The sequence below is a fragment of the Gordonibacter sp. An230 genome, from assembly GCF_002159915.1.
GTDB lineage: Bacteria > Actinomycetota > Coriobacteriia > Coriobacteriales > Eggerthellaceae > Rubneribacter.
The window spans coordinates 91,030-111,117 of sequence record NZ_NFJP01000004.1; the positions used below are offsets into that span (position 1 = coordinate 91,030).

Annotated in this window: 20 protein-coding genes; 2 read left to right on the top strand and 18 right to left on the bottom strand. The window is 66.1% G+C overall.

Features of this window, described 5'->3' with window-relative positions; translation table 11 throughout:
- Positions 1–8: 8 nt before the first annotated feature.
- The 6 genes from B5F40_RS03380 to dapB all read right to left on the bottom strand — a co-directional run bounded on the left by B5F40_RS03380 (position 9) and on the right by dapB (position 8,227).
- Positions 9–506: a YajQ family cyclic di-GMP-binding protein gene (locus B5F40_RS03380; RefSeq protein WP_087192969.1), complete on the bottom strand. Its 498-nt coding sequence runs from the start codon at positions 504–506 to the stop codon at positions 9–11.
- 144 nt (positions 507–650) lie between these two features.
- Complete coding sequence (locus B5F40_RS03385; protein WP_087192970.1) at positions 651–1,724, bottom strand: helix-turn-helix domain-containing protein; 1,074 nt, start codon at positions 1,722–1,724, stop codon at positions 651–653.
- Positions 1,725–1,737: 13 nt separating this feature from the next.
- Positions 1,738–4,260, bottom strand: a complete 2,523-nt coding sequence (locus B5F40_RS03390; protein ID WP_087192971.1) for an FtsK/SpoIIIE family DNA translocase — start codon at positions 4,258–4,260, stop codon at positions 1,738–1,740.
- Positions 4,261–4,358: 98 nt separating this feature from the next.
- Positions 4,359–6,254, bottom strand: coding sequence for a ribonuclease J (locus B5F40_RS03395; RefSeq protein ID WP_087192972.1), 1,896 nt, complete (start codon positions 6,252–6,254; stop codon positions 4,359–4,361).
- Positions 6,255–6,449: 195 nt separating this feature from the next.
- Positions 6,450–7,349 carry a 4-hydroxy-tetrahydrodipicolinate synthase gene (gene dapA, locus B5F40_RS03400; protein ID WP_087192973.1) on the bottom strand — a complete coding sequence of 300 codons (900 nt, stop codon included), beginning with the start codon at positions 7,347–7,349 and terminating at the stop codon, positions 6,450–6,452.
- Between the two features lie 110 nt (positions 7,350–7,459).
- A complete protein-coding gene (gene dapB / locus B5F40_RS03405; protein WP_087192974.1) occupies positions 7,460–8,227 on the bottom strand; it encodes a 4-hydroxy-tetrahydrodipicolinate reductase in 768 nt (255 codons plus the stop codon).
- Positions 8,228–8,448: 221 nt separating this feature from the next.
- Here dapB and B5F40_RS03410 point away from each other — a divergent pair, with 221 nt between their 5' ends.
- A complete protein-coding gene (locus B5F40_RS03410) occupies positions 8,449–8,655 on the top strand; it encodes a hypothetical protein (RefSeq protein ID WP_087192975.1) in 207 nt (68 codons plus the stop codon).
- Between the two features lie 184 nt (positions 8,656–8,839).
- Here B5F40_RS03410 and pnp read toward each other — a convergent pair whose 3' ends face one another.
- The 7 genes from pnp to B5F40_RS03440 all read right to left on the bottom strand — a co-directional run bounded on the left by pnp (position 8,840) and on the right by B5F40_RS03440 (position 14,758).
- A complete protein-coding gene (pnp, locus tag B5F40_RS03415; protein ID WP_087192976.1) occupies positions 8,840–11,071 on the bottom strand; it encodes a polyribonucleotide nucleotidyltransferase in 2,232 nt (743 codons plus the stop codon).
- A 174-nt stretch (positions 11,072–11,245) separates the two neighbouring features.
- Positions 11,246–11,533, bottom strand: a complete 288-nt coding sequence (gene rpsO / locus B5F40_RS03420; RefSeq protein ID WP_087192977.1) for a 30S ribosomal protein S15 — start codon at positions 11,531–11,533, stop codon at positions 11,246–11,248.
- A gap of 215 nt (positions 11,534–11,748) precedes the next feature.
- The gene (locus tag B5F40_RS03425) at positions 11,749–12,201 is read right to left on the bottom strand and encodes a GNAT family N-acetyltransferase (RefSeq protein WP_140396396.1); all 453 of its coding nucleotides are present in this window, start codon (positions 12,199–12,201) and stop codon (positions 11,749–11,751) included.
- Positions 12,198–12,530 (bottom strand): HepT-like ribonuclease domain-containing protein, encoded by a 333-nt coding sequence (locus tag B5F40_RS15815; protein ID WP_140396397.1) that lies wholly within the window; start codon positions 12,528–12,530, stop codon positions 12,198–12,200. The genes B5F40_RS03425 and B5F40_RS15815 overlap by 4 nt, the downstream gene beginning before the upstream one ends.
- A complete protein-coding gene (locus B5F40_RS03430) occupies positions 12,527–12,826 on the bottom strand; it encodes a nucleotidyltransferase family protein (RefSeq protein ID WP_087192979.1) in 300 nt (99 codons plus the stop codon). Before B5F40_RS03430 ends, B5F40_RS15815 begins: the two co-directional genes overlap by 4 nt.
- Before the next feature lie 77 nt (positions 12,827–12,903).
- Positions 12,904–14,058, bottom strand: coding sequence for a sensor histidine kinase (locus B5F40_RS03435; protein WP_087192980.1), 1,155 nt, complete (start codon positions 14,056–14,058; stop codon positions 12,904–12,906).
- A gap of 19 nt (positions 14,059–14,077) precedes the next feature.
- On the bottom strand, positions 14,078–14,758 hold the full coding sequence (locus B5F40_RS03440; RefSeq protein ID WP_087192981.1) for a response regulator transcription factor: 681 nt from the start codon (positions 14,756–14,758) through the stop codon (positions 14,078–14,080).
- 174 nt (positions 14,759–14,932) lie between these two features.
- Between B5F40_RS03440 and B5F40_RS03445 the strand changes: the two genes are divergently transcribed.
- Positions 14,933–15,718 carry a C39 family peptidase gene (locus B5F40_RS03445; protein ID WP_087192982.1) on the top strand — a complete coding sequence of 262 codons (786 nt, stop codon included), beginning with the start codon at positions 14,933–14,935 and terminating at the stop codon, positions 15,716–15,718.
- Here B5F40_RS03445 and B5F40_RS03450 read toward each other — a convergent pair.
- The 5 genes from B5F40_RS03450 to B5F40_RS03470 form a co-directional block, all read right to left on the bottom strand.
- On the bottom strand, positions 15,703–15,996 hold the full coding sequence (locus tag B5F40_RS03450) for a TIGR03905 family TSCPD domain-containing protein (RefSeq protein WP_087192983.1): 294 nt from the start codon (positions 15,994–15,996) through the stop codon (positions 15,703–15,705). The genes B5F40_RS03445 and B5F40_RS03450 overlap by 16 nt on opposite strands.
- A gap of 22 nt (positions 15,997–16,018) precedes the next feature.
- Positions 16,019–16,786, bottom strand: a complete 768-nt coding sequence (gene recO, locus B5F40_RS03455; protein WP_087192984.1) for a DNA repair protein RecO — start codon at positions 16,784–16,786, stop codon at positions 16,019–16,021.
- Positions 16,787–16,791: 5 nt separating this feature from the next.
- A complete protein-coding gene (locus B5F40_RS03460) occupies positions 16,792–18,321 on the bottom strand; it encodes a PASTA domain-containing protein (protein WP_087192985.1) in 1,530 nt (509 codons plus the stop codon).
- 355 nt (positions 18,322–18,676) lie between these two features.
- Positions 18,677–19,591 (bottom strand): GTPase Era, encoded by a 915-nt coding sequence (gene era, locus B5F40_RS03465; protein WP_087192986.1) that lies wholly within the window; start codon positions 19,589–19,591, stop codon positions 18,677–18,679.
- Between the two features lie 16 nt (positions 19,592–19,607).
- On the bottom strand, positions 19,608–20,057 hold the full coding sequence (locus B5F40_RS03470; RefSeq protein ID WP_087192987.1) for a diacylglycerol kinase family protein: 450 nt from the start codon (positions 20,055–20,057) through the stop codon (positions 19,608–19,610).
- Positions 20,058–20,088 lie beyond the last annotated feature (31 nt).

Here is a 20,088-nt window from a genome sequence, read left to right on the forward strand (position 1 = left end):
ACCAGGGCCTATCGATAGTTGACGTACTGCAACGGCTGGCCGTAGTCGCGACCCTTCAGAAAGGCGATGACCTCCTGCAACGTGTCGCGAGACGAGGAGCTCACGCGCAGCTTGTCACCTTCGATCTGCACTTTCACCTTCAGCTTCGTGCCCTTGATATCCTTGTTGATGCGCCCGGCCACATCCTTCTCGATGCCTTCGACGATGCTCGCCGTCTGGCGCACGCTCTGCCCGGCGGCAGGCTGGACCTCGCCCCACTTGACAGCCGAAAGATCGATGCCTCGACGCACAAGCTTCGAGCCCACGACATCGACGACCTGCCTTGCCACGAACTCGGACGGGGCGGACACCGTCATGGATCTGCCCGCCTTGTCGAGCGAGATCTCCGCGCCGGAGTCTTTCAGGTCGTAACGCTGCGCAAGCTCCTTCCTCGCCTGCTGAAACGCGTTGTCGACCTCCTGCATGTCAACGGTCGACACGACATCGAAGCTGGATTCCTTCGCCATGGCTGCTCCTTCCCAACGAGCGTCGCCCCGCTCGGAGCGCGCGTGATTCCGTATCGGAACAGGATAGCGCATTTCCGGCCCGCAGCTAACGATTTCAAAGCTCGTCCACGGCGGCGGGCTCCGGAAGAAAGGGCGCAGGCGTCCTCAGACCCCTTCGTCCTCGCCTGCTCCCTCGTCCGCCGCGTCCGGATGGTCGGCCTTCCACTTCTCCAGAACGGCCGCGAAGTCCACCTCGTAGGTGTAGACCCCCGTGGACTCATCAGCCGCAGGCTCCACCCCCTCCCCGTTAACGGTGACGCTCACCGCGTCGGGATTCGAAGTGACCACCCGAAGGGGCACATCGGTCACCTCATAGTCGAGCGTTTCCGGACCGGCGACGCTGTCGCCGAACGTGATGACATCCCCCTCGTACACATCGAGCCAGGCCTCTTCGCCCGATGCCACCGAAACCTCCACCTTCGCGCTCGTGGGCGCGACCTCCTCGGGCTTCGTCTGGGCAGCATCTTCCTCCGGCCGCCCTTGGGCGTCCTCCGCATCGTTTTGCGACTCCTCGGTCGTCGGATCGGAGAGGCCCGAGACATGAACCTTCGGCCCGTCCTCCTCGGCTTTCTGTCCGCCGAACACGAACGCCAGCACGACCACGAGCAAGACGAGGACCGCGCCGCCGGCTATGACGAACGGAAGCTTCGACTGAACGGCATTGGGCGCCTTGGGCCCCGCATAGAAGTTGGTGTACTGGGTGTTGGGCAAAGCCGCATGCCGACTCGGATGCGTGCGGCCCTCGAGCCGACGCCCGCCCGCACCCGCCGCACGGGCTCCGTCGCCACGCGCGTAGTCGCGCCGGTCGTCGTACAGGGTGCGCCCGAAGGCGTTCTGTCGCGGAGGACGCTCCTCCTCGGACTGCGCCGCCCCAGAGCGCGTTCGCCTCGAACGCCCCCCTCCTTCGCGACGCAAGGGCTGGTCGGTGCGCGCGCAGCCCACTTGGTAAGCGTAAGCCTCGTCGATGTACTGGCGCGTCATCTCGCTGGGATTGAGCCCCACGAGCCGCGCGTAGGCGTTCACCATGTTGCGCGTGTATCCCCGAGGGGGCATGCGAGCGAAGTCGCCCTCCTCGATAGCGCGCAGAATGTCGGGTCTGATGCGCAGGCGACGGGCCGCTTGGGCCAGATCGTACCCCTTTCGCTCGCGGGCTTCCCGCAGGATCGTTCCAAATGTCATCCGCGCCACCTCGTCATTCCCTCGGGCCCGCCTCGTCGTTCGCCTCGAAGGCCTTCAGCGTCTCAAGCTCCATGGCGTCCACGAGCACCTCGCGGGGCTTACTGCCGTTCGGCGGCCCCACGACGCCCTTTTCTTCCAACAAATCCATTATACGTCCTGCGCGCGAATAGCCCACCTTGAGCCGGCGCTGGATGTTAGATGTGGATCCGAGTCCGCTCGACACCACGATGTCCGCAGCCTCCCAGACAAGCGGGTCGTCGCTCGCGCACGACCCTCCGCTGCCGTCCGGCTGCGACGCGCCGAGCGTGATGAGGTTCGTGGAGAGGATCTCGGAATGGTACTCCGGCTCACCCTGCTCTTTCAGCATTGTCACCACGGCGTTGATCTCGTCTTCGGACACGTAGCAGCCTTGGATGCGCTGGGGCTTGGCATACTCGGGTTTGCTGAACAGCAGATCCCCCAAACCGATGAGGTTCTCGGCACCCGGCGTGTCAAGCACGACGCGCGAATCGATACCGGAAGCCACGTTAAAGGCGATGCGGTTCGTGATATTCGCCTTGATGAGGCCCGTGACCACGTTGGTGGAGGGACGCTGCGTGGCCACGATGAGGTGGATGCCCGCCGCGCGCGCCAGCTGCGCGATGCGGCTGATGGAGAACTCCACCTCCTTGCCCACGTTCATCATGAGGTCCGCGAGCTCGTCGATGATGATGACGATGTAGGGCAGCTCGGCTCCCAGCTCTGAGACGACGGGCTCCCCGCCCGCCTCCTCGGCCTTCTTGGCGGCTGCCTGCTCAGCTTGCACTTTGGCGTTGTACTGCCCGATGTTGCGCGCGCCCACCTTGGAGAACACCTTCAGGCGCCGCTCCATCTCGGCCACTCCCCATGACAGCGCGCTCGCGGCCTCCTTGGGCTCGGTGACCACGGGTACGTAGAGGTGGGGGATGCCGTTGTAGGGCGTGAACTCCACGCGCTTGGGGTCGATCATGATGAAGCGCACCTCGGCGGGCGTGGCGCGCATGAGGATGGACATGATCATGGCGTTGATGGACACCGACTTGCCCGAGCCGGTGGTGCCGCCGATGAGCAGGTGCGGCATCTTCGCAAGGTCGGATATGATCGAGCGCCCCTCAACGTCCTTGCCAACGGCGATCATGAGCGGTCCGGCCGGAGCGTCTTTGATGACGTCCCCCAGAAGCACGCTCTGCCGCGTGCGGTTCGGCACCTCGATGCCGACGTAATTCGTACCGGGGATGGGCGCGAAGATGCGCACGCCAGGCGCGGCCAGCGCAAGCGCGATGTCCGCCTCGAGCGCCGTGATGCGGCTCACGCGCACGCCGGCGGGAAGATCCACCTTGAACAGCGTCACCGTGGGTCCGGCCACCCAGCCCACCACCTCGGCCATGATGCCGAAGCTCTCGAGCGTCTCCTGCAGGCACCCCGCAGTTTCCTTGAGCTCGGCATCGCAGGCGAGATCCTTTTTGGGGTTCTTCGATGTGGCGAGCAGATCCATGGACGGCAGTTCAAACCCATCGGCGGGACGGGGCGCGGCAAGCGGCGTGGTCGACCGGGGCTTGGCGACGGAGGAGGCCTCGTCGGAACCCTCGTCGCGTGCCCGCCCCAGCTTGCGAGTGAGCGTCTGCGGGGCCTTGTCCGAAGCCTGCCCGTCGATCGGCTGCGAGGGGCGCTTCGCGCGAGACGCGCGCCCCTTGGCGATAGCCCCCTCCCCGTTTGAAGAGCGACCTTTGAGCGGAAGCACGTTCGTCGCGGCCGCCTCGAAGGCCTCCCCCATGGTGGGCACGACGGGAACCTTGGCCGCCGAGGAGCGCTTGATCCTCGAGAATGGAGGCGCGGCGAGAACGGAGGCGTCCTTCTCGGACTCGGATCGCGCAGCGCGGGCTTCCTGCACGCGCTCGACGAGCTTCGATATCGACACTCCGATCACTGCGAGCCCCGCCGCTGCGACGCCGACGAGGACGATGCACGACACCGCCTGGCCGAGCAAGGACAGCCCAACCCAGGCTATGCCTGCGCCTACGTAGCCGCCGCGCGCGACGAGCTCGCCAGGCAAGAACAGGTTGTCGGTGGCGTCAGGAGCGGAAGCGGGCGTAAAGAGCGAAAGCAGCGAAAGCGCCGCGATGAAGATCATGACGAGGCCCACGGCGACGCGTGCCGGCACGCGCTCGCGTTCGAAACGGGCGAGGAAGCTCACCCCTATCGCAAGCAGGAGAAAGGGCAGAACGTAAGCTCCTAGGCCGAGCGAGAGGTGCAGGGTCTTGGACAGAAACGAGGTCACGATGGCATCGGAGGGCAGCACCGCCACTGCGAACAGCGCCACGGCGAGCACCGAAACGGCAACGCCGGTTACGTCTCGACGCGTGCGCTCATCGAAAAACCGAGCCTTCTCGGATGACCGAGCTCGCGAGGCCTTCGCCCCGCGCTCCCCGATCCGAGAAGGGGAGCCGGAACGCGCCTTCGGCTTCGAAGCGGACCGCCTCGCCTTCGATGTGTGTGCGGATGCTGGCTGTCGGGCCACGCCCTGCCCTCCTTCGTGCTGCGTTTGCTGTGCGATTCCGAATGGTTTCGGCGAATAGAGCGCTGCATGCGCACGAGGGCGCATGCAGCCATTATAGCCTAAACCTCAAGCAAATTGACAACGACCATGGGACGCGTCTTCGTGCGCTCCCATAGAAGCGACAAAAGCGCGTCTTTGCCGGCCTTCTTGAGCTCCTTGGCGCCTCCGCCTTTGTCGAGCTGGCGAAGAAGGGCGTTCTTCACCGCAGCTTGAGCCTCGCGAACGAGGAAATCGTCGTCGCCTCCGGTGATGCCGTGCATCTCGACCTGCACCGCTCCAGAAAGCCCCTTCCTCTTCCCCGACACCGCGGCCGCGACGGCCGCGAAGCCCTGCGCCGCAAGGGCGCTGCGCTCGTCGAGCACATCCTGAGACGTATCGCCAACCGACAGCCCGTCCACGAACACGATGCCGGACTGCACCGTCTCGCCGCGCCGCACGCCGCGCGACGACAGCTCAAGAGACTCTCCGTTCTCGCAGATGAACACGTTGTCGCTTGGCACGCCCGTGGCTTCGGCCAGCCTGGCATGAGCGCGCAGATGCGTGGCTTCGCCGTGCACCGGCATGAACGCCTTGGGCTGCACGATGGAAAGCACAAGCTTCAGCTCCTCGGCACCGGCGTGGCCGGACACGTGCACGCGCGCACGGCTCTTGTCGTAGACGTCCGCACCGATCTTGGCCAGCCCGTTTATGACGCGCGTGACAGCCTTCTCGTTGCCAGGAACGGGAGTGGCCGATATGATGACCGTGTCGCCCTCCTCCATGGCGATGGTGCGATGCTCGCCATTGGCGATGCGCGCCAACGCCGAGAGCGGTTCGCCTTGACTGCCCGTGCACATGATGACGACCTGCTCGGGCGGGATACCCTTGAGGTCGTAGGCGTCGATAAGGTCGGCGTCGCTGACGTCGAGATAGCCGAGACGTCGCGCGATGTCGGTGTTCTGGATCATCGAGCGGCCCGTGACCACCACTTTGCGGCCGTTGGCCACCGCCGCGTCGCAGATCTGCTGCATGCGGTGGATGTGGCTGGCGAACGAAGCGATGATGACGCGGCCCTTGGCCTGTGCGATGATCTTCGCCAACTCCTTGCCAACCTCGGCCTCCGACGGCGTGAAGTTGGGGTTCTGAGCGTTCGTGGAGTCGCTCATCATGAGGTCCACGCCGATCTGACTGAACTTCGACAGCGCGCCGAAGTCGGTGGTCACACCGTCGATGGGCGTCTGGTCGAGCTTGAAGTCGCCCGTGTGCAAAACGTTGCCGGCCGGACTCTGGAGGAACACGCCCACCGCGCCCGGGATGGAGTGGTTCACGGCGAAGAACTCGGCCGTGAAGCAGCCGAGCTTGACCTGGTCGCCGGGTTTTATCTCGACGAGCTTGGCATTCTTGATCCTGTGCTCGGCGAACTTGCCCTCGATGAGCCCGAGCGTCATCTTCGTGCCGTATATGGGCACGCTTCGGTCGAGGTCCTTCATGAGGTACGGCAGCGTGCCGGTATGATCCTCGTGGCCGTGCGTGATGATGATGCCGCGCAGCTTGTCGGCGTTCTCGAGCACATGGGTGTAATCGGGCAGGATGAGGTCGACGCCCGGATGGTTGTCGTCGGGGAACATGAGACCCGCATCATCGAGAACCATGTCGCCCTTGCACTCGAAGACCGTCATGTTCTTGCCGATGGCGTCGAGGCCGCCGAGCGGTATGATCTTGAGCGTGGCGTTCGGATCCTTCTTCGGCGAGGCGAAGCTGCGCCTCCGCTGGCCATCCTGGCGCCGGCGGCCTCCCTGCCCCTGCGACCCCGCCTTTGTGAGCTGGGGCCGCTCATGCTCAAGCTGCACATGCTTGTACGACCGCGTCTTCTTGGTGCCGCTTTCGCCGCCATGGGCGTCGCCTTTGCGGGTCGCACGGCCATTCTGGCGCGCATCTCCATTGCCGCGCGCTCCGCGCGGTTTCTTTTCTTCCATATCGAACCTTCCTTCGGGCGTGATGCAGGGCACGCGTAAACGAGGACCCGCACAGAGCCCAGTCCGTATCGGCGAGCCACGGGCCCTCCGTCCACAGCTCGCGCCCGCATCGCGCGGCTATCGCAGGACGCCGCCTGGCGACGCTCTGCTCCAATTCTTCGCGCGCGGACGAGCCTCCCCTTCCACGCGTCCTTTCTACACTTCGAGCACGCCGACTTCCCTCATGATGGCGGCCAAGCGCTCGGACTGCGCGGGGGTCGCGTCCACGAGCGGAAGGCGCACGCCTCCCACCGGGAAGCCCAAGAGCTTGAGCGCCTCTTTCACGAGGATGGGGTTCGACGTTTCGAACAGGCCCTTCATAAGCGGCATGAGCGCCTCGTTCGCGGCCGCGGCCGCTTCCCAGTCGCCCGCCGCGCACAGATCCACGATCTCCTTCATGCGCGCAGGGGCCACATTGCCGATGGTGGAGATGACGCCGGCGCCGCCCAAGCGCATGATGTCGAACGTGGCGGCGTCGTCGCCCGAGTACACGGCGAAGCCTTCCGGCGCGCCCTCCACAATGGCCTTCACCTGGTCCAGCTTGCCCGACGCCTCCTTGACGGCCACGACGTTGGCGCACTCGCGCGCCAAGCGCAGCGTGGTCTCGGCCTCCATGTTCACCACGCAGCGGCCCGGGATGTTGTACAGGATGACGGGCAGCTCCACCGCGTTCGCGATGGTGCGGAAGTGCTGGTAGATACCCTCTTGCGGGGGCTTGTTGTAGTACGGCACCACGCACATGAAGCCGTCGACGCCAAGCTCCGCCACCTCGCGTGCGAAGTCCACCGTGTCGGCCGTGCAGTTGTCGCCCACGTTCGCGATGACGGGCACGCGACCGCCCACGGCCTCCACCACGGCGCGGAACAAATCCATCTTCTGCGGATAGAACACGGTCGGGCTCTCACCCGTCGTGCCGTTGATGATGAGCGAGTCACTGCCGCCCTCCACAAGACGCGTGGCGAGCGCCTGCGCCTTGTCTGCATCGAGCTCGAGGTTCTCGTCGAATGGAGTGACCATGGCCGGGATCATGCGGCCGAAACGGGGCTCTTGCGACATGCTGACTCCTCATCTCATTGCACGGCGGAGGACGGATGGCATCCGTCGGGCCAAACCTTGCCTATCGTACAAACGTTTATTATGCCACGAACGCAGGCTTGGTACCGCGCTCACAACATGAAGTTCTCCAAACCTACAATCAGGCCCGACCGCTCGCCCACGCTGCGGATGCCCAGCAGCACGCCCGGCATGTAGGACTCGCGGTCCCACGAGTCGTGGCGGATGGAGAGCGTCTGGCCGAGCGAGCCGAACACGACCTCCTGGCTGGCCACGTAGCCCATGGAGCGTATGGAGTGCACCGGCACGCCCTCCACGAGCGCGCCGCGGGCGCCCTCGGCGCCCTCGATCTCGGTCTCGCGCCCCGGCGCCTCGCTCGCGCGCCCGCCGCGCGCCGCGGAGATGATCTCGGCCGTGCGCACCGCGGTGCCCGAGGGGGCGTCCTTCTTGTTGCAATGGTGGAACTCCATGACCTCGGCCTCCGGGAAGTAGGGCGCCGCGGCCTTCGCGAACTCCATCATGAGCACGGCGCCCGTGGTGAAGTTCGGCGCGTAGAACAGGCACGTGCCCGCAGGGGCGAGCGCAACCAGCTCCTCGAGCACGGCGTTCGAGAGCCCGGTGGTGCCCACCACGCAGTCGACGCCCGCCGGCAGCGCCGCGCGCAGGTTGCCCGCCACGACGGAGGGCTGCGTGAAGTCCACGAGCACGTCGAACTCCGCGCCCTCGAGCGCCTCGGCCACGCTGGCGAACACGGGGAACGCCCCGCTTTGCCCGTGCGGGTCGATGCCGCAGGCCACCTCCATGTCCGGCGCGGCGCCCACCGCCTCCACGACGGTGGCGCCCATGCGGCCCGCGCACCCCGACACTGCTACTCTGATCATGCGATTCCTGCCTTTCATTTTGCATCCGCTCGTTATCCTACCACGCTCGCGCCGGAGGAAAGCGCGTCTTCGGCCGGGCGGTTCGCCTCCTCGACGGCGTGGCCGCACCTCGGCGAGAAAAATGTTATCATTTTACAAGGGTTTATGATTCATCCCGCTATGCTATCCGCGACAGAAAAAGTAGATCGCTGCTTTGAGATTCGGACCGAAAGGAAACGATCGTGTACTACGTCTTCAAGCTCACTTTCCCTTTGATCATCGTCGGCCTTGGAATATTCATGACGGCAATGCCGCTGAAAGCGACGAAGAAGGAATTGCGCGAAGAGCCTGGACAGGCAAAGAAGACCCGGAGAAATGGGGTGATCGTGATCATCACCGGACTGGCAATGTTCGCCATCTCCCTTTTCTCAACGTTGCTCGTGCTTTAGCATCCCGCTCGGTGCCCGCAGAGGCGCTTTCGGCCATCGTCGCTCGGCTTCCGCTCCCGAAACGACCGCGTCGCGGCTTCGCGTTACGCGCAGAATGACAACCGGAGGCTCATGGACTCAGGGGAGCGGGGGCCGCATGCGGCCCCCGCTCAATCGACCTTCCGGCGCCTATGCGCCGGAAACGCTACGCGTCATGGCGTCGGCGCGGCGTGCGCCCACCCGCACCGCGGCCCTCGCGGCCGCTGCGGCCCGGACGGTTGTCCCGATCAGGACGGCCCTCGCGCTGCGGACGGTCGGAGCGCTCGCGGGAGGGCGCCGAGCCTTCGGGGGCGTCCGGCTTGTCGAGGCGGTCGAGCGATATCTTGCCCGTGCTCGGATCCACCTCGAGCACCTTCACCTTCACGACGTCGCCCAAGCTGAGCACGTCCTCCACCTTGCCAACGCGGCCGTTGGCAACGCGCGATATGTGGAGCAGGCCGTCCTTGGCGGCGGTGAGCTTCACGAACGCGCCGAAGTCCTTGATGCCAACGACCTCTCCCTCGTACTCCTCGCCCACCTCGGGCTCCTTAACGATGCCGAGGATCATGGCCTTGGCGGCCTCGCCGGCCTCGCCCTCCACGGCCGCGATGTGGATGGTGCCGTCCTCCTGGATGTCGATCTGCGCGCCCGTCTCGTCTTGGATGCCGCGAACCACCTTGCCGCCGCTGCCGATGACGTCGCGGATCTTGTCCACGGGGATGTGGATCGTCTCGATGCGCGGTGCGAAACGAGAAAGCTCGGCGCGCGGCTCGGCGATGGTGTCGAGCATGGCAGAGAGGATGTGGGCGCGCCCCTCCTTGGCCTGCGCGAGCGCGCGTGCGAGTATGTCCACGGACAGGCCGCGGGCCTTGTTGTCCATCTGCAGGGCCGTGATGCCCTTCTCCGTGCCGCACACCTTGAAGTCCATGTCGCCGAGGAAGTCCTCGATGCCCTGGATGTCGGAGAGGATGACCACGTCGTCGCCCTCCTTGATGAGGCCCATGGCGATGCCTGACACGGGCGCCTTGATGGGCACGCCCGCGTCCATGAGGGCGAGCGTCGAGCCGCAGGTGGAGGCCATGGACGACGAGCCGTTGGATTCGAGCACCTCGCTCACCACGCGGATGGCGTAGGGAAACTCGTCCTCGTTCGGCAGCACCGGCAGGAGCGCGCGCTCGGCGAGCGCCCCGTGACCGATCTCGCGGCGCTTCGGCGCGCCCATGCGGCCGGTCTCGCCCGTGCAGTACGGAGGGAAGTTGTACTGGTGCATGTAGCGCTTGCCCTCGGCGGGATCGATGGTGTCGAGGCGCTGCCACTCGTTGAGCATGCCGAGCGTGCAGACGCTCATCACCTGCGTCTGACCGCGCTGGAACAATCCCGAGCCGTGGACGCGGGGCAGGTACCCCGGCACGATGTGGAGCGGACGGATCTCGGCGGGCGCGCGACCGTCGGCGCGCTCGCCTGTCTCGATGACCATGGCGCGCATGGCCTTCTTCTCGAGTTTCTTGAGCTCGGCGGCGATGTCGGCCTTCCAAGCGTCGCGCTCTTCGTCGGTGAAGCTCTCCTCCTTGATGCGGGCCTTGAGCTCCTCCACCTTGGCCATGCGGGCGAGCTTGTCGGCATCGCGCAGGGCTGCGCCCATCTCGTCGAGACGAGGGGCCACGCGCTCGGCGATGGAAGGATCGGCCACGTGCACCGGCCACTCGACCGGCTCGATGGCGCAACGGTCGAGGAAGCGCTGCTGCGCCTCGCAGAACGCCGCGATGGCCTCCTGGCCGAACGCCATGGCGGCCAGCATGTCCTCCTCGGAGATCTCGTCGGCGCCGGCCTCGACCATGGAGATGTAATCGGCCGTGCCGGCGATGGTGAGCTCGAGGTCGGAGCGCTCGGACTCCTCGAACGTCGGGTTCACGATGAACTCGCCCGTCTCGACGTCGCGGCCGATGCGCACGCAGGCGGCCGGGCCGTCGAAGGGCGCCGCCCCCAGCATGAGGGCCGCGGACGCGCCGCCCACGCAGATGGTGTCGGGCGGGTTGACGCTGTCCACGACGAGCGTCGTGCATACGATGTGCACCTCGCGCTTGAAGCCTTCGACGAAACCCGGGCGGATGGGGCGATCCACCATGCGGGCCGTCAGCGTGCCCTTGTCGGAAGGGCGCGCCTCGCGCTTCAGGTAGCCGCCGGGAATGCGGCCCACGGCGTACATCTTCTCGATGAAGTCCACCGTGAGGGGGAAGAAGTCGTAGTCCTTCTCCTCCTTCGAGATCACAGCCGTGACGAGCACGGTCGTCTCGCCTTGGGTGACGAGCACGGCGCCGGTGGCCTGCTTGGCAAGCTCGCCCGTCTCAAGGCGGTAGTGCTTGCCGTACAGCTCGAAGGATTCGACGATTTTTTCCATACTGCTCTTTCTTTCTCTTCTGCCTTGGACGCCCTAGTGCGGCCAAGCTTCTTCGACGCGGCGGCCCCGTGCCGCCGGTCGCGAGCGAAGGCGCCCATGCGCCTCCGACCGCATCGCGCGCGCCCTCGCAGGGCGCCTATGCGAGAGCCCGCCAAGGCGGGCTCTCGTACGCTGCTAGATGGTGTCGCGGATGCCGAGCTTCTTGATGAGGGCGCGGTACTCCTCGATATCGCGGTTCTTGATGTACTTCAAGAGGCCGCGGCGTTTGCCGAGAAGCATCATGAGGCCTCGGCGGGTATGGTTGTCCTTCTTGTGCACCTTGAGGTGCTCGGTGAGGTTGCGGATGCGCTCGGTGAGGATGGCCACCTGCACCTCCGGGCTGCCGGAATCGGCCTCGCCCTTGCCGTACTCCTTGATGAGCTCCGCCGTGCGCTCCTTCGTGATGCTGAGCTTGCTGGGCATGTTCTTCCACCTTTCTCGCGGCCTTCGCCGCATCGTCGCGCGCGAGGCGCGTTGCGTGCGCGCTTCCCTCTGAGAGGCATGCGGTGGACGCATGCGGACCAAGCGGGAAGTGCCTGCGTTTTCGCAGCCCGCCTATTGTACCGACAAGCCGCGCACCCGGCAAGCGCGCTCGGCGCCGCCCACAGCTTTCGCACAAAGCGGCAGCTTGGGGAGCCTCAAGGAAGGTCGAGCCGCATGAAGACGTCGGCCGCCGGATTGTCGTTGTAGCGGTCGATCTCGCGAAAGCCCAGCCGACGGTAGAGCGCGATGGCACCTCGACTCGCAGACGTCGTGTCGAGGAACACGGCGGCGTCGCCACGAAGGCGGGCGCGGGCGATGGCGCGCTCGGCAAGGCGGCGGCCCCATCCCCGACCCTGTAGGCGCTCGTACAGGAACAGCGTTTTGAGCTCGCTCGCACCTGGTTCGAGCTCGCGCAGGCCCACGCAGCCCACCACGTCCCTGCCGTCCTCGACGAGGCACCAAAAGGCGTCGAATCCGTCCTCTATGCGCTCGAGGTACGCGTGGCGGCCCGCCAGGTCGAACGAGCGCCCCGATTCCGGGAGGCAGCGCTCGAGGAACGCGAAGAGCGCATCGTTGAGCGGAGGCTCGTAGGCGACGAGCTCGATCATAGGCTCTCGAGCCGCCTTATGAAGTCCGGCACGTCCGACAGCACGGCATCCGCGACGATCGACCAGTTGGTGTCGATGCAATCGTGCACGCGACGATGCCGCATGCCGACAATTTTGCACCAGGGGAAGTCGGGGTGGGCTTCCTTGAACGCGTCCGGCAAGCAGCATACCTGCTCGCCGATATTGTAGAGAGGCGCGGTGATGGTCCACTGGACGACGCGATCGGTCATGATCGCATCTCGATCGATGGCATTGTCTCGGAGGTGCGCGATCAAGCCATGCCCCAAGGACCCGATAAGCGCAAGGCGGCGTTCATCGTCCAGCTTCATGCGACGAGCACCCGATCTTTCATGACCTCGCGGTAGAACGCCGTTCCGCGGTCGAGCTTCTCGAGCTCGTACACGTCCACCCGCTTGCCGAAGGCAAGATGCAGCTCTTCCGCGATGGCGAAGATGTCGGTCGGTGCAAAAGAGGAACCTCCCTCGATGAGAACGTCGAGATCGGAATCGGCTTCGGCATCTCCGCGAGCATACGAACCGAACACGTATGCGTCGCGCGCATGGTACTTGCGAACCAAGCGCCTCAGCTCGGCTTCAAGCTGTCCGAACGGCAAAACGCCTTTCACTGCCGCTCCTTTCCCTCGCGATGCGTCCGGTCGCTTCCTCCAGCATACCACGCCCCTTTCGACGCAGCCCGGCGACGTTACCCGCGCGCCACGCTCGGGCCCTGGGGGATCCAGACGGTGAACGACGTGAGGCCGGCGTCGCTCGAGGCGTAGATGTCGCCCCCGTGGGCACGCGCCGTCTCCCTCGCGATGGCCAATCCCAGCCCTGCGCCGCCCGCTTGCCCGCCGCGCGCCTCGTCGGCGCGGTAGAATCGTTCGAAGATGCGCTCGAGGTGCTGGGGGGAAAGCTCTCGTCCGCGGTCGGTGACGGTGATCTCCCACCACACGTAGCCGCCCTCCCCTTTCGCGAGGGAAGTGCGGACCACGACGTCGGTGCCGGGATCGGCATAGGCCACCGCGTTCTTCAAAACGTTGTCGACCACGCGTGCCACCTTGCCCGCGTCGGCGAACACGCACAGCTCCTGCGGCCCCTCGTAGACCAGACGCAGCCCACGCGCCTCGGCGAGCGGGAAGAACTCGTCGATCACCTGGCCGCAGAACAGCGCACCGTCGAAGCGCGAGCGCTCGATGGGAATGGCATGCAGGTTGTAGCGCGTGATCTCGAAGAACTCGTCGAGCAACTCCTCGAGCCTGTACGCTTTCTCAAGCGTGACGCCCGTGTAGCGCGCCCGCGCGGGCGCAGGCAGGTCGGGCGATTCCTCGAGCAGCGTCAGATACCCGATGATGGAGGTGAGCGGGGTCTTGATGTCGTGGGCCAAGTAGGCGACGAGCTCGTTTTTGCGCTCTTCTGCCGCCTTCGCGGCACGTTCGGCGCGCTCGCGCTCCTCTTTGATCGCGCCGAGCGCCGCAGCGGTCTCGGACAGCTCCGGGGGAAGCGGGGCGACGTCATCGCGCTTGGCGAGGATGCCCTCGGCCGCCCTGTAGAGCGCGTCGAAGTACGACAGCGCACGGTTCACGCCCGATCGGACGAAGAGGAAGACGCCCGCGGCGTACAGGAGCGCCACCATGGGGAGGTAAAGCGTCGTCAGCGCGTCGTACATCCGCCACGATGCGCCCCGGTTGCCGCCCATCACCTCGAAGTACAAGAAATTGGAAAGCTCGGGCTTCACGAGCGCGTCGAACGACAAGAACACGGCGGCGAAGGCCGCCGTGAAGATCGCGATGCCCGCCATCGTGCGCCCCACGATGGCGCGGGCGAGCCGCGCGCGCTGAGGCGCCTGATTCGTCGGCATTCCGACCCTCCTCCTCTCCCTACTCCAGCTTGTAGCCCACGCCCCACACCGTCTCGACGAACTCCTGCGACGAGTCGACGGCGGCAAGCTTCTTGCGCAGATGGCGGATGTGCACCATAACCGTGTTGTTGGACTGGGCGTTGGCCTCCTCTCCCCACACCCCCTCGAAGAGGTCGCGCGAGGAGACGGGGCGGCCCTGTGCGTGCAGGAGGCGCGCGAGGATCGCGAACTCCTTGGGCGTGAGGGGAAGCGCCTCGCCATGCAACGTCGCCGCGTAAGCGTCCTCGTCGAGGGCGATCCCGCGCGCTTCCAACACGGAACGAGCAGGGGATGCGACGCGGCGAAGACGGGCGCGCACGCGTGCCACGAGCTCGCGAGGCTTGAAGGGCTTGACCACGTAGTCGTCGGCGCCAAGCTCTAAGCCGACCACCTTGTCAACCTCCTCGTCCTTCGCAGTGAGGAACACGATGGGGACGCTGCTTGCACGACGTATCTCCCGACAGCATGCGAACCCGTCCATACCCGGCATCATGATGTCGAGCACCACGAGATCGACCGGCTCGACATCGAAGGCGGCGAGCAAATCCGCAGCACAGTAGAACGCACGCACGTCCAAACCCGCCTCGGCCAGAAGCTGACCGACCAAATCGGCGATGGCCCGATCATCGTCGCAGACGAAAACCCGCTTCTTCTCCTCCACGCCGCCCCTTCCCGTCCGGTCCTGCTTTTCGTCTCGGCCATTGTAGCCCCAGAGGGGGCAATGCGTTTCCACACGTTTCGGAATTAAGGAAAGATTAAGCAATCGGTTGCCCGATCTTCCGAGACGACAAGGAGGTTTTCGGTGCACAATCTGGGACGACGGAAAGGAGAATCCATGACATACACCAACTCGATCAGACCAGCGCCTCTCGAGAACGCCGCAGGTCGCAGGTTCGACCGCCTCGCCCGGACACCGCGTCGAGGGCGGCGCGCGAGGCCTGTGTTCGCACGCCGCCCGCCTCGCCCGAGCCGCATCGTCCGCCTCGTATGCGCCCTCGCGCTCGCCTGCATTCTCGGCCTGGTCGCCTGGTGGACGGTCGAAGCGTTCGAAAAGCTGACGACAGGGGCGCAGGGCGCGCCCGTCAACGAGCCCGCCGGGCCCCGCAGCACGCCGAAGGAGCAATGGCACGCAGGCGAGGTTCCCGAGCTCTACCAGCGCGATCCTTCCTGGGCCTCAGAGCGCTACGCCGGTGACGCCTTCGGCGAGTCGGGATGCGGTCCCACGTGCCTGTCCATGGTGTACATCGCTCTCACCGGGCACGATGACCGGACGCCGGCCGATATGGGCGCTCTCTCCGAAGCCCTCGGCTGCGCGACGCCCGACGGAACCGCCTGGACGTTCATGACGGAGGGCGCGGCCGAGGCGGGGCTTGTCGCCGAGGAGCTTCCCGCGAACGAGGCGAGCGTGCGCGGAGCGATCCTGTCAGGTTCGCCCGTCATCGCGAGCGTCGGGCCGGGCGACTTCACCACGACAGGCCACTTCATCGTACTCGCAGGCATCGACGAACGCGGGCAACTCGTCGTACGCGACCCCAACAGCCCTGAGCGCACGGCTCGGACCTGGAAGTTCGACGAAGTGCTCAGCCAGTGCCTCAATCTGTGGGCCTACACGGCCGCATGAGAGGGGACGCCATCCGATGCGGCGCCCGCAGAGTCCGCCTCGCGCGCCTCACGCAAACCGCGCACGAGCTGGTCGGCGCAGGAAGTCGAGCGACGCCCGCACGTGTTGCCCTCCAGCACGGCGGCCACTTCGTCCACCGTCATGCCCTCGACCAGCTTCGAGATGGCCTTGAGGTTGCCGTCGCAACCGCCAACGAAATCCACATGGGCGACACGCTCGCCATCGAGTTCGAGGTGAATGGCGCGCGAGCACACGCCGCGAGGAATATAGGTGTGCATGTTCGTCTCCTTTCGGTTAAGCTTAGAACAACCCGCAGGTGAACAAAAAATCGAGGGACTTGAGGTTCGCGCCCACATGCTCGCGAACCCAGCGCTGAGAGAACCTGAGCGCGGCGAAGGATGCGGACGGATCCACGTCCATGGCCTCTATCTCGGCGAACGTGGAGCCGAGAAACGCCCGGCACCATCCCAGGGTGGAAACGGGAAGCGCGACCGCCTCCACCTCGCCGCGGCACGCAGAGCACACGACGCCGCCCTCGCTGTACGACAGCGCCGCTTCGTTTGCTGCGCGCAAGTCGATCACCCGCCCGCACACGGCGCACACGTCGAAGCTCGGCCTCAACCCCGCGAAGGCGAGCGCCTTCAGAAGATGGCCGGCGACGATCGCAGGCGCGCGCGCCGCCTCGACGCGGCCCAAGCTCGAAAGCGCAGCGCGCGTCAGCGCGAACAGCCGAGGGTTCTCGAGGCCGTCTTGGGCGACGCGGCCCACGAGCTCGGCCATAGGCGCGGCGCAGGCGGCGTGCTCCAAATCGCGGCGCAGGCGCTCGTTGCTCTCCACGAGGCGCGCCTCCTTGACGATGTCGAGGCTCCGGCCGCGAGCCACGAGCGCGTCGACCACCGAGTACAGCTCGAGGCGGGAGGAGAACGGGCTCGTCGGCTTGCGCGCCCCCTTCGCGACCACGCGCAGCTGCGAGCCGTCCTCGGACAGAAGCGTTACGATCAGGTCGCTCTCACCGAGCTTCGTCTTGCGCAGCACGATGCCGCGCGCATCGTAAGTGGGCTGGGGCACGGGCCTTACGATCCCGTGATGGAGGCCACCGTGTTGTCGGCGTTCCACACGATGGTGCCGGACACCGAGCGCGCCTCCAGCGGAAGCGTCACGCCCAGAAGCGTCGTGTAGGGCTTGGCCGTGATGGTGAACGACGTGGTCTCGCTCCCCTCGTAGGCCACCGCATCGCAGCTCGACACGAGGTAGTCGACACCGCCGATGTTGATCGAAGCGCCTTCGGAGAACAGGCCCCATGTCGCGCTCTCCAGCTCGGCAGCTCGGGAAAGCGCCACGTTGACGACCACGGAGGCTCCGGGGGCCGCATTGGAGCCCGCCGCCGGATCGGTGCCGATGGCCGTCCCCGCCTCCACGCTCTCGTCGTAGACATAGGAAACCGCAGCGGAGAAGCCCTTCTCCTCGAGAGCCGCTTTCGCCTCGTCCCACGTCATGCCCGTGACGTCGGGGATCGTGTAGGGAACCGCCACCGTCACGGTGATCGGCGTGGAGGCGGTCGCCTTCGTACCGGGCGCCGGGTCGATGGACAGCACGAGCCCCTCGTGCTCGCCGGACTCCTCCGTTGCGTACGTCACGTTCTCGAACCCTTCGGCCGACAGCAGGTTCGCTGCCTCGTCGCGCGGGACGCCCACCGTTCCCTCGGGAATCGAACGCGAAGCCGCCACATGGATGGTGACCTCCGTGCCCTCTTCCATACGCGTGCCGGCACCGGGATCCATGAGGAGCACGACGCCTTCGGTCTCGTCGGACTTCACCTCGAGCACGCGCACCGAGAATCCCTTTCCTTCGAGCGCGTAAACGGCATCGGTCTGCGTCATCCCCACAACGTCGGGGAGCATCTTGCCGCCCCACAGCTCAAGGCAGTACGTTGCGCCGGCAGCCGCGAGTCCGAGCGCGGCCAGACAGGCGAGCACGATGGCGACCACCTTGGCCTTGCCGCCCCGCTTCGCGTTCGCATCGGGCGCGCGAAACTCCTTCTGCTTCGGCGCGGAGTCGCCCTCTACGCGGGGCATCTCCATCGTGTCGCCAGAACGCCAGGAAGCGGCAGGAGGCACGTAGCTCGCATCGACAAGGCACTCGTCGATGCCCGTTAGATCGGCGCCATGCACGACCTCCTCGGCAGCCGGCCGCTTCGGCACGAAGGGGGCGAGATCGTCGGCAGCGCGTGCGACGTCCGCGCCCTCTTCCGAAGAACCCTCCTCGGAAGCGCCGGGAAGCGGGCCGAAGTCGTACGCGTCGCCGTTCTCGTCCACGTTCACGCCCGCCACATCGATGGAGGGCAGCGCCGAGGGGTCGAGGGGACCAGAGGCGCCCGCGCGGGCCTTCGACGGCGAGGGCGCAGGGTCGGAGCTGACGGAGGAATCGTCCTTGTCGCCTCCGCCGGGAACGGCCTTCGACGCACCCGCGTCGGCGGCGGAATCGGATTCGGCCTTATCAACGGCGGCGGCGAGCTCCGCGATCTTGCCCGAAAGCGGTAGACCGCAGTCGTTGCAGAACCGCGCGCCGTCGCGGTTCTCCGAATGGCAATGAGGACAGATCATGCTGACATACTCCCTCGCAAATGACACCTACAGCGTAATTGTAGCGGAAAACGGCGCCCGCGCCCCGGACAAACGCCTGCCCGACCCCCATCGTGACAATACCTGCAGAACTACGGACCCGTTCGAAGGGCGAACGGGCAGAGCCGGACCCGCGCAGGGAAAGGCAAAGCACAGGCAGTCGACTTCGCCGGTGAGAGGCCCTCTCCTCCGGAAACCCCCTCGCGAGCCGTACGATCAGGCGCTTCCAAAGCGGCGCGAAGGTGCGGAGGTCGGCAAGCCCGATCCCTCTCGAGCCATTCTTCGAATCCGACGGCTCCTGCGCGCTGTTCGCCCGCCCCGAACGGAACGAACGGCCCTAGGCGCCTTCGCCATAGCCGAAACGGCGGATCTGGTTCGCGTCGCGCCGCCAGTTCTTCTTCACCTTCACCGACAGGTCCAAGAACACGCGCGTGCCGAGCAGCTGCTCGAGGTCGAGGCGCGCCTCCGTGCCCACCTGCTTGATGGCAGCGCCGCCCTTGCCGATGATGATGCCCTTCTGGCTGTCTCGCTCCACGTAGACGACGGCGTAGATGCGGTGAAGGTCCTTCTTGCGATCGTAGGTCATCTCCTCCACGCTCACGCCGATGGCATGGGGCACCTCATCGCGAAAGGAACGCAGTATCTTCTCGCGGATGAACTCGGCCACCACCACCTCGATGGGCTGGTCGGTCTCCATGTCGGCGGGAAACCATGCGGGCCCCTCGGGCAGCAGCGACACCACCGTGTCGACAAAGTCCTGCACATGCTCGCCGGTCACGCTCGACAGCTCCATCACCGCGTCCCACGACCCTAGCCGCACAGCGGCGAAACGCTGCCTGTCGAGCTCGGCGTCGTCCACGAGGTCGATCTTCGACAGCACGAGGATCTTCTTCGAGCGGGTGCGAGAAAGCTGCGCCGCCACCCATTCGTCGCCCGTGCCCACGGGCTTGGACGCGTCCACGAGGAAGGCTGCCACGTCCACGTCTTCGAGCGCCTTGAGCGCAGATGTGTTCAACTCCTCGCCGAGCGCGTCGTGGGGCTTGTGCAGCCCCGGCGTGTCCACGAGGACGAGTTGGAAGCCCTCGCGGGTGAGCACCGCGCGGAAACGGTGGCGCGTCGTCTGCGCCGTGTTCGACGTGATGGCGATCTTCTTGCCCATGATGGCGTTCACGAGCGTCGACTTGCCGGCGTTCGGCCTTCCCACGAGCGTGACGAAGCCCGACTTGAACGGTTCGTTTGTTTCCACAGACATCCTTTCCACCTGCGTGCTATGAGGTCAGAATCGCCAAGATGGGCGGCAGGTACACAGCGCATGCCACCGCAACTGCGGCGAGGGACAAGACGAGCACGGCGCCCGCAGCGCAGTCTTTCGCGCGACGGGCGAGCTCGTGGTACTCGGGAGAGACGAGATCCACCACCGACTCGACGGCCGTGTTCGCGAGCTCGGCGGCTATCACGGATCCCACGCACACGAGCACGGCCGCCCATGACGGGCCATCGATACGCAGCGCGCACCCCAACACGACGGCCGCCGCAGCAACGACGAGGTGTATCTTCATGTTGCGCTGAGAGCGCGCGGCGTAGACGACTCCGCTCCAAGCGCATCCGAACGCGCGGGTCAGCGGAAAGCGCGCGCGCGATCCGCTCGCTTTATCCTCGTCGTTTCGGACGAAGCCGCTCGCCGTGCGCGCGGCCCGGCGGCGCTCCTCCTCGTCCATGGCGCAAGGTCCTTCCACGGCGATCGTCGTC

Excerpts from the sequence above, each read along its gene's own strand:
- B5F40_RS03380 (WP_087192969.1), bottom strand. The coding sequence starts at position 506 with ATGGCGAAGGAATCCAGCTTCGATGTCGTGTCGACCGTTGACATGCAG.
- B5F40_RS03385 (WP_087192970.1), bottom strand. The coding sequence starts at position 1,724 with ATGACATTTGGAACGATCCTGCGGGAAGCCCGCGAGCGAAAGGGGTAC.
- B5F40_RS03395 (WP_087192972.1), bottom strand. The coding sequence starts at position 6,254 with ATGGAAGAAAAGAAACCGCGCGGAGCGCGCGGCAATGGAGATGCGCGC.
- dapA (WP_087192973.1), bottom strand. The coding sequence starts at position 7,349 with ATGTCGCAAGAGCCCCGTTTCGGCCGCATGATCCCGGCCATGGTCACT.
- dapB (WP_087192974.1), bottom strand. The coding sequence starts at position 8,227 with ATGATCAGAGTAGCAGTGTCGGGGTGCGCGGGCCGCATGGGCGCCACC.
- pnp (WP_087192976.1), bottom strand. The coding sequence starts at position 11,071 with ATGGAAAAAATCGTCGAATCCTTCGAGCTGTACGGCAAGCACTACCGC.
- rpsO (WP_087192977.1), bottom strand. The coding sequence starts at position 11,533 with ATGCCCAGCAAGCTCAGCATCACGAAGGAGCGCACGGCGGAGCTCATC.
- B5F40_RS03425 (WP_140396396.1), bottom strand. The coding sequence starts at position 12,201 with ATGATCGAGCTCGTCGCCTACGAGCCTCCGCTCAACGATGCGCTCTTC.
- B5F40_RS15815 (WP_140396397.1), bottom strand. The coding sequence starts at position 12,530 with ATGAAGCTGGACGATGAACGCCGCCTTGCGCTTATCGGGTCCTTGGGG.
- B5F40_RS03435 (WP_087192980.1), bottom strand. The coding sequence starts at position 14,058 with ATGCCGACGAATCAGGCGCCTCAGCGCGCGCGGCTCGCCCGCGCCATC.
- B5F40_RS03445 (WP_087192982.1), top strand. The coding sequence starts at position 14,933 with ATGACATACACCAACTCGATCAGACCAGCGCCTCTCGAGAACGCCGCA.
- B5F40_RS03450 (WP_087192983.1), bottom strand. The coding sequence starts at position 15,996 with ATGCACACCTATATTCCTCGCGGCGTGTGCTCGCGCGCCATTCACCTC.
- B5F40_RS03460 (WP_087192985.1), bottom strand. The coding sequence starts at position 18,321 with ATGATCTGTCCTCATTGCCATTCGGAGAACCGCGACGGCGCGCGGTTC.
- era (WP_087192986.1), bottom strand. The coding sequence starts at position 19,591 with ATGTCTGTGGAAACAAACGAACCGTTCAAGTCGGGCTTCGTCACGCTC.
- B5F40_RS03470 (WP_087192987.1), bottom strand. The coding sequence starts at position 20,057 with ATGGACGAGGAGGAGCGCCGCCGGGCCGCGCGCACGGCGAGCGGCTTC.